Raw genomic sequence first — 14,780 nt, 5'->3', positions numbered from 1 at the left:
TATCAATTGTCAATTTAAATCCAATCTACAGGTTTTTCAAGCACTTTTAAAAGTTTTTCCTCATCGCTTCCCGGCTCGGGATGATGATCATATCTCCACTGAACATGCGGTGGCAGACTCATGAGTATGCTTTCAATCCTTCCGTTGGTCTTCAATCCGAAAAGGGTGCCTTTATCGTGAACAAGGTTGAATTCCACATACCGGCCTCTCCTTATTTCCTGCCAGTTGCGGTTCTCTTTAGTATAATCCAGATCTTTCCTTTTTTCAACTATTGGGACGTAGGCTTCAAGGAAGGAATCACCAACTTCGGTCACAAAATCAAACCAATTCTCGATTTTCATGTGGCTGTCTTCTTTCAGGTAGTCAAAGAACAAGCCTCCAATGCCCCTGGCCTCATCTCTGTGTGCATTCCAGAAATACTCATCACACTTTTTCTTGTAGTCTGAATACAATGAAAAGCCATGAGGGTCGCAGGCTTTCTTACACACTTTGTGAAAATGCCTGGTATCTTCCTCAAATAGATAGTAAGGGGTGAGATCCTGACCCCCACCAAACCACTGATCTATTACCTTACCGGTTTTATCATACATTTCAAAATATCTCCAGTTGGCATGGACTGTAGGGACCATTGGATTCCTTGGATGGATCACGAGACTCAGCCCGCAGGCGAAAAAGTCTACATCGCCCACATTGAAATATTTTTGCATTGCAGGTGCCAGCGGACCGTGAACCGCTGAGATATTTACACCGCCCTTTTCAAATACCGCCCCATCTTCGATCACCCTTGTTCGGCCGCCACCGCCTTCTTCACGTCTCCAGATGTCTTCCTGAAATTTTGCCTTTCCGTCTATTTCCTCAAGTTTCGAGGTGATTTTATCCTGAAGGCTTTCAATATATCTGTAAAATCTTTCTTTCATTGTTTCAAATTTCAGTCTTCTATATACACTAAACTATTACCGGCTTCTTTGATATCTTCAACAGAACGGGCTTTTACTGCTTTGCCCATCATATATTCCAGTTTTTCAATTATATCGAGTTCCGGCTCCTTTATAAACAAATTACGGCCAATAAAATTATTATGAAGGTCCATTATTCTGGCAATATCAGCATTCGGGGAAAGCAATTCATGCAGATTGGTTACTTTCTCGCTCCAGTTCGCTGCACTGTTCACAGATTTTAAAACTTCAAAACATTTTCTGCATAAAAGGAAATTCCAGAGCGCATGTCTGAAGGCATTGGCCCTGGTATTTTTATGATGTTCCTTTCCGAATTTTTTATTGCAAATTATTATGGTTTGCTTAGTTGCTTTATAAGTTGGAATAACCAAAAAAGGTTTTGTGATAAACACCTTTATCAGCACCCAGATTTGCCGAAAACCCATGCTTGAAAGTTTCGACCTGATAAGCATTACCTGTATTCTTTAACAGCATCTACAAATGCTCTTGCGTTATCTACAGGAATATCCGGAAGGATGCCGTGACCAAGATTTGCTATGTACCTGTCTTTTCCAAAGGCGTTGATCATATCATGCACCATATGTTTTATTTCCACAGGTTTTGAATATAATCTGGCAGGATCAAAATTACCCTGAAGCGTGATCTGCCCGCCACTTAGGTACCTTGCATTCCTGGCATCGCATGTCCAGTCTACTCCCAATGCAGATGCTCCACTCTGAGACATCTCTTTAAGGGCAAACCAGCAGCCTTTCCCATAAGCGATCACAGGAATCTCGTCTTTAAGAGCATTGATGATCTGCTGCATATATTGCCATGAGAATTCCTGGTAATCTTTTGGTTCCAGAAGTCCACCCCATGAATCGAAAAGCTGTACGGCATCAACACCTGCCTTCACCTTTTCCTTTAGATAAGCGATTGTGGTATCGGTTATTTTCTGAAGCAATCTGTGGGCTGCAATGGGCTCCATAAAACAGAACCTCTTGGCCTTATCAAAATTTTTTGAACCCTGTCCCTGTACCAGGTAGCATAGTATGGTCCATGGAGAACCTGCAAAACCAATCAGTGGAACTTCATCATTCAGCTCCTGCTTTGTAAGTTTAATAGCTTCAAAAACATAATCCAGTTCTTCCTTTACATCCGGTACTATAACGCTATCTACCTTTTCAGGAGTGTTTATCGGGTTAGGAACCCATGGTCCAACACCGGGTTTCATTTCTATTTCAACCTGCATTGCCTGTGGTACTACCAGGATATCGCTGAAAAGGATGGCAGCATCTGTACCAATCTGCCTTATGGGCATCACCGTGATCTCCGTGGCAAGTTCCGGAGTTCGGCAGCGGGTGAAGAAATCGTATTTTTCCTTCAACTTCATGAAATCTGGCAAATATCTTCCTGCCTGTCTCATCATCCATACTGGTGGACGTTCCACGCTCTCTCCTTTCAATGCTTTAAGTAACAGATCGTTTTTTATCATTTGCATATATTTTATTCAGCTGTGCTGATGATTGTATTAATTTTTGAAAAATGCCACAAGCCTGGCAATCACATTTTCGATCCCGGGATGGGAAGCTACGATAATTTTTTTGGTATGTTTTGCTGCTTCTTCAGCCGTGGTAGGCCCTATACAGAATACAGGACTTTTAATCTTATTCTTGTTTGTGAAACTCTTTACCGCACTCGGACTAAAAAACAGGATCCCGTCAAAATCAGACTCGAATTTCCTCAAATTTAAACTAGTTTTATAGACTTTTATTTCTGAAAAATCCACATTGTGTTCTTTCAATATGGTGGGTAATTCGTCCCTTCTTTTATTACCACAGAAAAAATGAAATTGCCTGGTCTGATAAAATTCAACCAGTTTCTGAGCCAGTTTCTCCGAATTTTGAGCCTTTTCAGTAATATGATATCCGTTTTTCTCTAAAAGAGCAGCAGTTTTATCTCCAACACAAAAGTTATTTTCGATTTTAAGGTCTTTTTCCAGAATAGCTTTCACTGCATTCCTGCTGGTGAATATCGCATTTTCGACCTTTTTTGAAGGTAATTCCAAATGTGTGAATTGGATCTGGATCGCATTATATTCTACCAGGCCTATCCCGGCATTGAGAAGCAGTTCCTTTTGGTTTGGAGCTAGTTTTTTTGTGGAAAGCACTGTAGGCATCGATCAATTATTTAGAACCGATTTGATCTTTTTCATCAGTTCTTTTCCGCCATTCTCGAGAATTTCAAGGGCGCACTGCCTACCCATATTTTTTGAGTTTTCTAGGGGTAAAGATTCTTCAACTTCTATCTTTTGTTGCCCATCAATGCTGAAAAGAACTCCTTTAAAATGAACATGATCCTTAATAATTCTGGCAAGAGCTCCTATTGGAGCGGTACACCCACCCTCAAGAACTTTAAGGAAATCCCTTTCTATATGAACGCAGATCTGTGATGCTTCATGGTTTAGCGCTGAAAGCGCTTTGCGGCAATAGTCATCATTTTCCATGGCTACAACAAGCATGGCTCCCTGTGCAGGGGCGGGGATCATCCAGTTAAGATCGATGAAATTTTCCGGCTTTATTTCTATTCTTTCCAGTCCGGCGGCGGCAAAGATTGCCCCATTCCAGTCGCTTTCCTTCAGTTTTTTCATGCGGGTATTTACATTTCCGCGAAGGTCAACCACCTCGTGTTCCGGATATTTATGCAGCCATTGCGCTTTTCGGCGCAGGCTTCCGGTGGCAATTGTTCCACTTTGAGAATCCAGGAAATCAACACCTTTATGAATTAGAATGTCCTTTGTGCTGGCACGTTTCATAACGGCGCCTTCCACAATCCCTTTTGGGAGTGCTGTTGGAACATCCTTCATGGAGTGAACTGCAATATCAACTTCACCTTTGATCATAGCGACATCCAGGGTTTTGGTGAAAATCCCCGTAATGCCCATTTCGTATAGCGGTTGATCAAGATTAAGATCGCCTGTAGATTTTACCGGAACTAGCTCGGTCTTATGTCCGGTAATTTCCAGTGCATGTTGAACAGTTTTGGCCTGCCAAAGAGCTAATTCGCTGTCGCGGGTGCCAATTCTGATGGTGTTGCTCATTTTCTAAGCTCTTCTAGATGAAATACCTTCTGAATAAGTTCCAGGCTCTCATCGGTAGTTTCAGAATCTTCTTTAAGATGATTTGCAAAATGTTTCATGATCTTCTGAATGATCCGGTTGCTAACGATCTCGGCCTGTTCATCATTGAAATCTGAAATTTTCTTACGCTGAAAATCCAGTTCGGCATCTTTCATCATTTTCAGCTTTTTCTTTAAGGCCTTGATGGTTGGAGCGAATTTTCTGGTCTCCAGCCACTGGTTGAAATCATTTTCAACCTCGTCGATAATAGCTTTTGCCTGTGGAATAAACTGTTTTCGTCTTTCAAGGGTCTCATCTGTCATCTGGGAAAGATGATCCAGATGTATAAGTTTTACGTTATCCAATTCCTGAACATCGTCTGAAACATTCTTTGGAATGGAAAGGTCCAGGACAAGTAGTTCTTTCTTTGGGTATATAAGTTCCTTTGAAATTGTAGGATTCTGGGCACCGGTAGCAACAATAAGAATATCACTGTTCCGGATCTCTGCCTGAAGATCTGCATAATCTTTTACTATAAGATTGAATTTTCCAGCGATCTTTTCGGCCTTATCCTTGGTGCGGTTTATCAGGGTGATGTGATTGTTTCTGGTATGTTTTACGAGATTTTCACAGGTATTACGTCCTATTTTCCCCGTTCCGAAAAGCAGAATGTTCTTTTCTGAAACATTTTCGATATTATTCAGAATGTATTGAACGGAAGCGAAGGATACCGAAGTGGCTCCGCTTGAGATCTCTGTTTCATTCTTGATTCTTTTGCTGGCTTGTATAACAGCGTTAACAAGCCTTTCGAAAAATGCATTTACAAGGCCAAGCTTTTTGGATCTGACAAAGGCTATCTTTAACTGACTGATAATCTCAAAATCTCCCAGTATCTGGCTATCCAGACCGGTTCCAACCTTAAAAATATGAGAAATTGCCTGCTTGTTCTTATAGACATAGGCCACCTTTTCGAATTCCTCAACGGTCCCATGAGTATGCTCACAAAGTAACTTTATAAGCTGAAACGGGTGTTGTGCGAATCCGTATATCTCTGTACGATTACAGGTTGATGTTACAAGAATGCCGTCGATGCCTTCATCTTTTGCCTGCTTAAGGAGTCGAAGCTTGGATTCTTCATCCAGACTAAAATGACCCCGAATTTCAGCATCGGCCTTTTTATAACTTAAACCAATCGTATAAAAATGCTTTCCTCTAGAAATATGATAATCTTCCATGTACCGATTTAGATGATACGGCAGCAAATGTAATATAACGAAAAGTTAAAAAGTAACGCTGGAAGCACTAAATATGTCGATATATGATAAATATCATGAAAAAAAGAGTAAAGATCCCAAAATACCCTATTTTTGTAGTAAATACACCATGTTTCATATTATTAGTTTAGATTCATTCTAAATAAAATCAAACCTTGTCCCATGGATGAGCACTTAAAAAATAACGCTGTAAGTATCTCTGAGGAAATAAAAATAGAGGATGGTTTTTTCATTTTGAGATTTCAGAATGACACTACAGAAACCAAGCTAATGACCAGGGAAATAGATAATAGTTTCATTCAGTTTCACTTTAATGTGAAAGGTTTTAGCAAGTTCCTTTTTAATAATGGCTCATATGAATTACCATTAGAGGAAGAGAATTCGCTGCTCCTTTATAACCCCCAACGGGACCTGCCCCTGAATGTTTCTTTGAAAGGCGAATCATGGCTTATATCGCTGGTGATATCCATTAAAAAATTTCATGCTCTTTTTTCTCAGGAGGCTGATTATATCACCTTCCTCAGTGAGGATAACAGGGATAAGAAGTATTACAAGGATGCTCCTGTCTCCCCGTCTATGGCAGTGGTAATGAACCAGATAATGAACTTCAATCTAACGCCCAGTATTAAAAATCTCTATTTTAGAGCCAAAGCCTATGAACTTTTAAGTCTTTACTTTAATAAAGCTGAAAACCCCGATCTTGAACAGTGTCCTTTTCTTAGTGATGAAGAAAATATCAAAAAGATTAGACGAGCCAAGGATATTGTGATCTCCAGAATGGCCGAACCCCCATCATTACAGGAACTTTCAGATGAAATAGGACTGAGCCTTAAAAAACTGAAGGAAGGCTTTAAGCAGATATATGGCGATTCTGTCTATAGTTTTCTATTTGATTATAAGATGGAATATGCAAGGAAATTACTGGAATCCGGGGAATACAATGTAAATGAAGTAGGCCTGAAAGTGGGTTACAGTACGGCCAGCCATTTCATTGCAGGTTTCAAGAAAAAATTTGGTACGACTCCCAAAAAATATACCCTATCAGTCAACTAATATCTATTCTATGAGATTTATTATAGCAATTGCCTTTTTAATTATAAGTAATACTATTTATGCCCAAAAAAAAGTACTTATTTTCCATGAGACCGAAGGATACAGGCATAAGTCTATTGAGACAGGAATACAGGCCATCCAGGAGCTTGGGAACGAGAACGACTTTACTACCGTGGTAAGCAGGGATAGCAGGTTCTTTACTGAAAATGACCTTAGTGATATAGACCTGGTCATTTTTTTAAACACTAGCGGGGATATTCTCAATACCGATGAAGAGGTGGCTTTTCAGAATTATATGGACAACGGGGGAAATTTCTTCGGAATACACGCTGCGGCCGATACAGAATTTGACTGGGCCTGGTATGGCAAACTTGTAGGTGCTTATTTTAAAGGACATCCAGAGATTCAGACTGCGATGGTCAATGTGATAATGCCAGATCATATAACGGTGAACCATTTACCGGAAAAATGGACCCGTACAGATGAGTGGTACAATTATTATGATATCAGGCCCGACCTTAAAGTGCTAATGACCCTTGATGAGAATACCTATGAAGGTGGTGAGAATGGAGATCATCATCCCATTGCCTGGTTTCAGAATTATACGGGAGGTGGTAAATCTATCTACACAGGTGGAGGTCATACTATTGAATCCTATTCTGATCCTGAATTTCTCGAGCATTTAAGACGCTGCATAAGATTCACCCTCTTTGATTAGACGGGATTTTATCAAACCATAGAAAACTCCGATAAGAAACTTGTGGGCAGATTTGATCAGAATATTAATTTTGGACCGAAAAAGAACAATTTATGAGTAAAGGTGTGCTGCTGGTTAATCTGGGTTCTCCAGATAGTACCGACCCCAAAGATGTAAAGAGATATCTTGGTGAATTTCTAATGGACGAACGGGTGATAGATGTTCCTTATTGGGCCCGAACACTGCTGGTGAAAGGGATCATTCTTAATACCAGGCCAAAGAAATCAGCTGAGGCTTATGAAAAGATCTGGTGGAAAGAAGGTTCGCCACTTATAGTACTTTCAGAAAGACTTCAATCCAAGATCGATGAGCATACCGCCGTGCCGATTTCCCTGGCGATGCGCTATGGTAAGCCAGGTATCCTTCAAGGTTTGCAGGAACTACATGATAAAGGAGTAGATGAGGTGTTGCTTTTTCCTCTCTATCCTCAATTTGCAATGGCCACTACCGAAACCATTCTTGTACTCGCCGAAGAACTTCGCCAAAAGCATTTCCCGGGAATGAGCTTTACAACGGTCCCAGCATTTTATAACCATCCGGATTATATAAGGACCCTTGGAAATAGCATAGCTGAAAGTCTGAAGGATGTTGACTATGAGCATCTTCTTTTTTCTTATCATGGCGTTCCTGAAAGGCATATTCGCAAAAGTGATGTGACCAATTCCCATTGTAAGATAGATGGTTCCTGTTGCCAGTCTCCTTCTACTGCACATCAGTTCTGTTACCGTCATCAGTGTTTTGAGACCACAAAATTAACCGCTGAATATCTTGGTTTGAAACCCAATACTTATAGCGTTTCATTTCAGTCCCGACTGGGTTTCGATCCATGGCTGAAACCTTATACAGACCGTACCATAGAGAGATTCGGAAATCAGGGAATGAAGAAGCTGGCTATAGTTACTCCGGCTTTTGTTTCAGACTGCCTGGAAACCCTCGAAGAGATCGCTATGGAAGGAGAGGAGATTTTTCATGAGGTGGGAGGAAAGGAATTTAAAGTTGTACCCTGTTTAAATGACCGGGACGAATGGGTTAAGGTTCTTTCCAGATGGATAGATGAATGGGCTCATCAAAAGCCTGTTGAAGCCTGATGCCCGGCCTTAGGTCTGCAGAACTGGGAGAAAAACCAATAGGGAAACTACTGGTTCAGCAAGCAGTACCGGCATCTATCGGGATACTGGTGATGTCCCTCAATGTTCTTGTAGATACGATTTTCGTCGGAAACTGGATTGGAGCTATAGCCATAGCTGCCATAAACGTGGTTTTACCTGTTTCTTTCTTTATCGCTGCCCTCGGGATGGCAATAGGAATTGGCGGATCTTCAATTATCTCTCGTGCCCTGGGAGCCGATAATACTCAAAAAGCATTAAAGACTTTCGGAAACCAGATCACTTTAACGATCCTTCTTTCCAGTGGCCTTGTAATTCCGGGGCTTATATTTGTTAACGATCTTATACCTGCCTTTGGAGGAAAGGGAGACATCTTTGATCCCGCCAAAATTTATTATATAATCGTCTTATGCGGAGTTCCCTTCCTTGCACTGGCCATGATGGGGAATAGTGTAATAAGGGCTGAAGGCAAACCTCGTTTCGCCATGATCGCCATGATCGTGCCTTCGGTTGGAAACCTTGTACTGGATTATATTCTCATAAACAGGTTGAATATGGGCATGGAAGGCGCTGCGATCGCCACTTCTACTTCCTATATCTTATGTCTGGGATATATTATCTGGTTTTTTCTTTCTAAGAATTCTGAATTGAAGATCAGTTTTTCTCATTTTCGTCTCGATATCCCTATTCTGAAGGAAATGTCAGCCCTCGGCCTGGTAACCCTGGCAAGGCAGGCCGTGGTTAGTATCACTTATCTTTTAATGAACAATATCCTGTTTGATCTGGGGGGAGAAGATTCGGTCACCGTGTATGCAATTATTGCACGGATGCTCATGTTTGCTCTATTTCCGGTACTTGGAATCACCCAGGGGTTTTTGCCGATCGCGGGATATAATTACGGAGCACAGAAATATCCACGGGTGAGAAAAAGTATCAATACCGCCATATTCTATGCCTGTTTAATGGGACTGGTGATCTTCGCCGGGATCATGTTTTTCGCGCCAACGATAGTGAAGGTTTTTACAAGTGAAGCCGGAATTATAGAAAAGACACCTTCAGCAATGAGATGGGTTTTCGCCGCGATACCCATTGTGGCAATTCAGCTTATAGGGGCGGCCTATTTCCAGGCAATAGGCAAGGCGGTGCCGGCATTTTTACTCACTTTGTCCAGACAGGGTTTCATATTTATCCCTATGATCCTTATTCTGCCGCTTTATTATGGAGAGTGGGGGGTATGGATATCATTCCCGCTGGCCGATATAATTTCCACAATTATAACGGCTTACTTCCTGAACAGGGAGATCGTTAAGACCCTGAAATAAGGTTTTCTGAAAATTGACTTAAATCCTTATCTTTAAAACCTCTCAAACAAATCACTTATAATGAATAGATATCTACTTCAATTTGCTATTTGCGTATGCATTTTAGCTTCAGGCTTATTTCACAACGAAATTCATGCCCAGGAATATGACAAAAAACTTTATGAAGCCCTTGAATACCGACTTATAGGACCTTTCCGTGGAGGAAGGAGTGCCGCTGTTACAGGTGTTCCCGGAAAACCTAATCTCTTCTATTTTGGAGCAGCGGGAGGAGGGGTATGGCAAACCAAGAATGGAGGAAGAACCTGGGAGAACATTTCAGATGGATATTTCGGAGGGTCCATAGGAGCGATAGAGGTAGCCAACAGTGATCATAATGTAATGTATGTTGGAGGTGGTGAAAAAACGGTTAGAGGGAATGTTTCTTCCGGATATGGGGTTTGGAAAACCGTAGACGCCGGTAAAACATGGCAACAGGCCGGACTTGAAAAAAGCCGGCACGTTCCCAGGCTTGTGACTCATCCCGATGATTTTAATACGGTATATGCTGCTGTACTTGGAAATATTTATAAGCCTACCGAAGAACGCGGAGTTTATAAATCAATAGACGGAGGAAAGAACTGGAAAAAAGTTTTGTTTTCCAATTCTCAGTCTGGTGCAGTAGACCTGGTTATGGATCCAAATAACCCGAGAATATTGTATGCTTCTACTTGGAATGTACAACGTACTCCATATAGTTTAAGCAGTGGAGGAGAAGGTTCGGCATTATGGAAAAGTACCGATAGCGGGGAGACCTGGAAAGAGATCTCAAAAAACAAGGGTTTTCCAACCGACACTTTGGGAATTATAGGTGTTACGGTTTCTCCGGTGAATAGTGAAAGAGTCTGGGCCATTGTTGAGAACAAGGAAAAAGGAGGTGTTTACAGAAGTGATGATGGAGGAGAAACCTGGGATTATGTAAATGATGACAGGAAGTTGCGCCAGAGAGCTTGGTACTATACAAGGATCTATGCCGATTCAAAAGATGAGGATATAGTATATGTTCTCAATGTTGATTATCATAAAAGTACCGATGGCGGAAAGACCTTTAGTGATCATAATGCACCCCACGGAGATCACCATGATCTGTGGATCGCTCCCGAGAATCCTCAGCGCATGGTTATGGGGGACGATGGTGGAGCTCAGGTTACTTATGACGGAGGCGAGACCTGGACTACATACCATAACCAGCCAACGGCGCAGTTCTACAGGGTGACTACCGATAATGATTTCCCATATAGGATCTATGCGGCACAGCAGGATAATTCAACTGTCAGAATAAAACATCGTACCGAAGGAGGTAGCATAGATGAGGGGGACTGGGAACCTACTGCAGGAGGTGAAAGTGCTCATATTGCAGTGGATCCTGAAAATCCTGATATAGTTTATGGCGGAAGTTACGATGGCTTCTTAACCAGGTACAATCATGAAACCGGTACCGTGAGAAGTGTTAGTGTATGGCCGGATAACCCGATGGGGCATGGAGCAGAAGATTTAAAATACAGGTTCCAGTGGAACTTCCCTATTTTCTTCTCACCCCATGATCCTGATAAGCTTTACACAGCTTCAAACCATTTGCATGTTACTACGAATGAAGGGGAAAGCTGGGAAGAAATAAGCCCGGATCTTACAAGAAATGATAAGTCAAAACAAAAGTCATCGGGTGGGCCGATCACCCAGGATAACACTTCCGTGGAATATTACAGCACGATTTTCGCGGCCGCTGAATCTCCTGTTACCCCTGGAGTTCTCTGGACTGGAAGTGATGATGGTCTCATCCACGTTTCCAGGAATGGAGGTGAAAGCTGGGAAAATGTAACTCCCAAGGGAATGCCTGAGTGGATGATGATCAATAGTATTGAACCTTCTGCCTTTGATGAAGCTACGGCATACGTCGTCGGTACCCGTTATAAACTGGGAGATTTTGCACCTTATTTATATAAGACCGAAGATTATGGGAAGTCATGGAAAAAGATCACCAATGGCATTCCGGAAGAACATTTTACTCGTGTGCTTAGAGAAGATCCTAAAAAGGAAGGACTTCTTTATGCTGGTACCGAGACCGGGATGTATATTTCTTTTAACGATGGTGCGAACTGGAAGCCTTTTCAATTGAACTTGCCCATAGTTCCTATTACAGATCTTGCGATCAAGGAGAACAATCTTATAGTTGCTACCCAGGGTAGAAGTCTTTGGATAATTGATGATCTTACCCTGGTACATCAGCTCTCGGAAGTAGATGATAATTCTTCAAATATCCTCTTCAGGCCAAAGGATTCTTACAGAATGGATGGGCGTTCAAGCGAATCCCTGACTGCTGGAACCAATCATCCTTCAGGAGTGATCACTTATTTTTATCTTCAGGATCCTGAAGATAAAAAGGTTAAGATCAGCTATCTGAATGCCGCCAATGATACTATTCAGAGCTTTAGTACAGAAAACGAAAAGAAGAACAAACTGGAGGTAACCAAAGGCTCCAATATGCATACCTGGAATATGCGCGGTGAAGGTGCTGAAAAACTTGACGGAATGATACTGTGGTGGGCAAGTACTGATGCTCCCCAGGCCGTTCCCGGTGAGTATAAGGTAGTGCTTGAAGTTGGTGATAAGGTGCTCACCGAAAATTTCAAAATCCTGCCGGATAAGAATGCTGAGGTCGATATTGCCGGGATGCAAAGACAGTATGAATTCATCAGCGATGTGAATGAGACGGTTGATAAGGCTCATAAGTCGATTAAAAAAATGCGTAATATCGAAGCACAGTTAAAGGATTTTCAAAAGCAGTATAAGGGCAATGAGAAAGTGGAACCACTTATCGAGAAAGCCAAAGCCTTAAGTGAGGAGCTTTCGGAGATTGAAAATGCACTTTATCAAACCAAGAACAGAAGTCGTCAGGACCCTCTTAATTTTCCGATTAAGCTTACTAACAAACTGGCACATTTGAACAGTCTTGTTGGAATGGATGATTTTCCACCTACTGAACAGGATATTCAGGTAAAGAATGAACTCACCGCAAAAATAAACACAGAACTGGATAAATTTGATCAGTTGCTTTCCGATGAGGTAAAAGAATTCAATCAACAGTTCAATGAGTTAGACCTGAACTATCTTTTCGTTGAAGCTGAAGAGGAATAATGGAATACTATAATTATATAAAAGCCCTGCACCTGATCTTCGTGATCACTTGGTTTGCAGGGCTCTTTTACATCCCTCGACTGTTTGTGTATCAGATCGAAGCTTTTCAAAAGAAGGAGCCTGAAAAGACCATTATCGGGGATCAGTTAAAGCTGATGACCAAACGCCTTTGGTTCATCATCACCTGGCCCTCGGCCATACTGGCAAGCATTTTTGCCTTCATCCTCTTATTCATGATCCCGGAATGGCTTAAGCAGCCATGGATGCATGTAAAACTGGCTTTTGTAGTGCTTTTGTATGCTTATCATACCAAATGTCATTTTATTTTCAAGGAATTACAGAAAGATGTCGTGAAATGGACCTCCAATCAGATGAGGATATGGAACGAAGGTTCCACTCTTATCCTTTTTGCGGTGATCTTCCTGGTAGTGGTAAGGGATGCGATCAACTGGATATATGGAGTGATCGGGATATTTTTGCTGTCTGCAATTCTAATGTTGGGGATAAGACTTTATAAAAGAATCAGAGCAAAGAACCCCAGGGCCTGAAGTGGTGCGATAATTGTAACAATTGGGGCAAGTAAGCTTATATGAAACTGCTTAAATTATCTTTAAGAACCCGTATTTTTATCTCCATGATATTATTGGTGCTAGGGGCATCGATACTCATATTTGGAGTGACGGTCTATCAATATAAGCTGGAAGCTGAAAATTATCATAAAGAGAGGCTTGAGAGGAAGCAAAAGGCCATTCTTGAAAATATAAAATACGTTCTTACCCAGACCACCTATGTGGTGGAAACCGAAAACCTTGAACCGATCTTTAGCGGCCGTAATAAGATCAATGAAATGGCTGAGGTTCATGAAATGCAGATCCATATCTATGATCTTGAAGGAAACCTTATCATAAAATCTGATGAATCTTTCTTTCGCGATACCACGAAAACAAAACTGGATAAAGGGATATTAAAAAAACTTGATGCATCAAGAGACAAGAGGTATCTGAAGAAGACCGAGGTCAATGGCCAGAAGTACCAGTCGGCGTATACCTATATCACCGATAATAAGTTCAAACCCCTGGCAATTTTATATTTGCCCTACCTTCAGGATGACAGTCTGCTTAACAGGGATCTGAATAACTTCCTGATGCGAATGGCTGAGGTTTACCTTTTCATGCTGGTCATAGCCATTATACTTTCTTTCTTCCTTTCAAAATACATTACCAAGTCACTCAAGATCATTTCAGAAAAGATCAATCAGACCCGGCTTGATAAGAGGAACAAAAAGATCGAACTTTCAAACGCGACCGAGGAGATTTATGCACTGGTTTCGGCATATAACAGCATGATTGATGAGCTGGAAGAAAGCGCTGTGAAACTGGCAACAGGTGAGAGGGAGCAGGCCTGGCGGGAAATGGCCAAACAGGTAGCGCATGAGATCAAAAATCCATTGACGCCTATGCGGCTGAGCGTACAGAGCTTTCAGAGAAATTTCGATAAAAACGATCCTGAGATAGAGCAAAAGGTAAATGAATACAGTAATACCCTGATCAACCAAATAGACACGATGAGCTCCATCGCTTCAGCATTTTCCAATTTTGCAAAAATGCCAGCCCAGCAGAATGAAACGCTCAACGTGCCTAAGATTGTAAAACTGGCTCTGGATATCTTCAACGAGAAATACATAGAATTCAAATGTGAGAAAGAAGAGATCCTGGCAAAATTTGACAGGACACAGTTGATTAGGGTAGTGACAAACCTGGTAAAAAATGCGATCCAGGCCCTTAAAGGTGTGGAGAACCCTCATATTCTTGTGATGGTTGAGGAAGAAGAAAATACTGTTTGCGTCTCTGTTTCCGATAATGGTTCCGGTATTTCAGATGAGAATAAAGACAAGGTCTTTGAACCTAAATTCACCACCAAATCCAGCGGAATGGGATTAGGGCTGGCCATGGTTAAAAATATAGTAGAGACCTACGATGGTAGCATCAGTTTTGTTTCAAAACAAAATAAAGGCACTATCTTTAATGTTAGATTTCCAAAATAA

The 14,780-nt window shown here is 41.5% G+C and carries 13 protein-coding genes; 7 read left to right on the top strand and 6 right to left on the bottom strand.

Annotated features, from left to right (window positions below; genetic code table 11):
• Nucleotides 1-14 precede the first annotated feature (14 nt).
• The 6 genes from hemF to hemA are packed head-to-tail and all read right to left on the bottom strand — an operon-like array spanning nt 15 to nt 5,288.
• Entirely contained in the window at nt 15-917 is a 903-nt protein-coding gene (gene hemF / locus LU635_RS06835) for an oxygen-dependent coproporphyrinogen oxidase (protein ID WP_240097516.1), read from the bottom strand.
• A gap of 11 nt (nt 918-928) precedes the next feature.
• On the bottom strand, nt 929-1,381 hold the full coding sequence (locus LU635_RS06830; RefSeq protein WP_240097514.1) for a DUF6973 domain-containing protein: 453 nt from the start codon (nt 1,379-1,381) through the stop codon (nt 929-931).
• A 26-nt stretch (nt 1,382-1,407) separates the two neighbouring features.
• Complete coding sequence (gene hemE / locus LU635_RS06825; RefSeq protein ID WP_240097512.1) at nt 1,408-2,430, bottom strand: uroporphyrinogen decarboxylase; 1,023 nt, start codon at nt 2,428-2,430, stop codon at nt 1,408-1,410.
• Nucleotides 2,431-2,466: 36 nt separating this feature from the next.
• A complete protein-coding gene (locus LU635_RS06820; RefSeq protein WP_240097510.1) occupies nt 2,467-3,114 on the bottom strand; it encodes a uroporphyrinogen-III synthase in 648 nt (215 codons plus the stop codon).
• Nucleotides 3,115-3,117: 3 nt separating this feature from the next.
• Entirely contained in the window at nt 3,118-4,035 is a 918-nt protein-coding gene (gene hemC, locus LU635_RS06815; protein ID WP_240097508.1) for a hydroxymethylbilane synthase, read from the bottom strand.
• On the bottom strand, nt 4,032-5,288 hold the full coding sequence (gene hemA / locus LU635_RS06810; RefSeq protein WP_240097506.1) for a glutamyl-tRNA reductase: 1,257 nt from the start codon (nt 5,286-5,288) through the stop codon (nt 4,032-4,034). Before hemA ends, hemC begins: the two co-directional genes overlap by 4 nt.
• Before the next feature lie 201 nt (nt 5,289-5,489).
• Between hemA and LU635_RS06805 the strand changes: the two genes are divergently transcribed.
• The 7 genes from LU635_RS06805 (at nt 5,490) to LU635_RS06775 (ending at nt 14,780) form a co-directional block, all read left to right on the top strand.
• Nucleotides 5,490-6,380: an AraC family transcriptional regulator gene (locus LU635_RS06805; RefSeq protein WP_240097504.1), complete on the top strand. Its 891-nt coding sequence runs from the start codon at nt 5,490-5,492 to the stop codon at nt 6,378-6,380.
• A 10-nt stretch (nt 6,381-6,390) separates the two neighbouring features.
• A complete protein-coding gene (locus LU635_RS06800; RefSeq protein ID WP_240097502.1) occupies nt 6,391-7,098 on the top strand; it encodes a ThuA domain-containing protein in 708 nt (235 codons plus the stop codon).
• Nucleotides 7,099-7,190: 92 nt separating this feature from the next.
• Complete coding sequence (gene hemH, locus LU635_RS06795; protein ID WP_240097500.1) at nt 7,191-8,225, top strand: ferrochelatase; 1,035 nt, start codon at nt 7,191-7,193, stop codon at nt 8,223-8,225.
• Nucleotides 8,225-9,565: an MATE family efflux transporter gene (locus tag LU635_RS06790; protein WP_240097498.1), complete on the top strand. Its 1,341-nt coding sequence runs from the start codon at nt 8,225-8,227 to the stop codon at nt 9,563-9,565. The genes hemH and LU635_RS06790 overlap by 1 nt, the downstream gene beginning before the upstream one ends.
• Nucleotides 9,566-9,625: 60 nt before the next feature.
• Nucleotides 9,626-12,736: a VPS10 domain-containing protein gene (locus tag LU635_RS06785; RefSeq protein ID WP_240097496.1), complete on the top strand. Its 3,111-nt coding sequence runs from the start codon at nt 9,626-9,628 to the stop codon at nt 12,734-12,736.
• The gene (locus LU635_RS06780; RefSeq protein WP_240097494.1) at nt 12,736-13,284 is read left to right on the top strand and encodes a CopD family protein; all 549 of its coding nucleotides are present in this window, start codon (nt 12,736-12,738) and stop codon (nt 13,282-13,284) included. The genes LU635_RS06785 and LU635_RS06780 overlap by 1 nt, the downstream gene beginning before the upstream one ends.
• Nucleotides 13,285-13,325: 41 nt before the next feature.
• On the top strand, nt 13,326-14,780 hold the full coding sequence (locus LU635_RS06775) for a sensor histidine kinase (protein ID WP_240097492.1): 1,455 nt from the start codon (nt 13,326-13,328) through the stop codon (nt 14,778-14,780).

The organism is Christiangramia crocea (assembly GCF_022410465.1).
GTDB lineage: Bacteria > Bacteroidota > Bacteroidia > Flavobacteriales > Flavobacteriaceae > Christiangramia > Christiangramia crocea.
The sequence above is the reverse complement of the archived record's forward strand: the minus strand, read 5'-3'. Positions and strand labels throughout refer to the sequence as shown.